This is a genomic window from Neisseria sp. P0009.S007 (assembly GCF_051962515.1).
In genome coordinates this window covers 1-272 of record NZ_JBQCVF010001098.1, presented here as the reverse complement: position 1 = coordinate 272, position 272 = coordinate 1, and the positions used below count along the sequence as shown (strand labels likewise).

Annotated in this window: 1 protein-coding gene; it reads right to left on the bottom strand. The window is 41.9% G+C overall.

The annotated features are described in order from the left end of the window. Window positions 1-244: surface lipoprotein assembly modifier (locus ACTHS3_RS17895; RefSeq protein WP_440368765.1), on the bottom strand; the 244-nt coding region annotated here is incomplete at its 3' end. Between the last annotated feature and the right edge of the window lie 28 nt (window positions 245-272).

The following is a 272-nucleotide window of genomic DNA, read 5'->3' as shown; positions in this document are numbered from 1 at the left end:
AGCTGACACCGTCGACATCGCCTGAAAGAGCGAAATAATGGTTGCCTTTGAGATTGATATCGCGATCAACGGATAGGGCGTAGGTAAAACCATGCCCTTTTTGTGGCAGATAGTCAGAATTTTTTTCAAAAGCCAAGTTATCAAATTGAGGAAGATGGATTTCACGCTCAGCTGAAACGTTGTTGATATTGTTGTCTTGGGTGTAACTCAGACTGCCTGAAAATTGCCATTTATTTTGCCCCATAGCGTTTTCATAAAGGGCAATAGTAGGA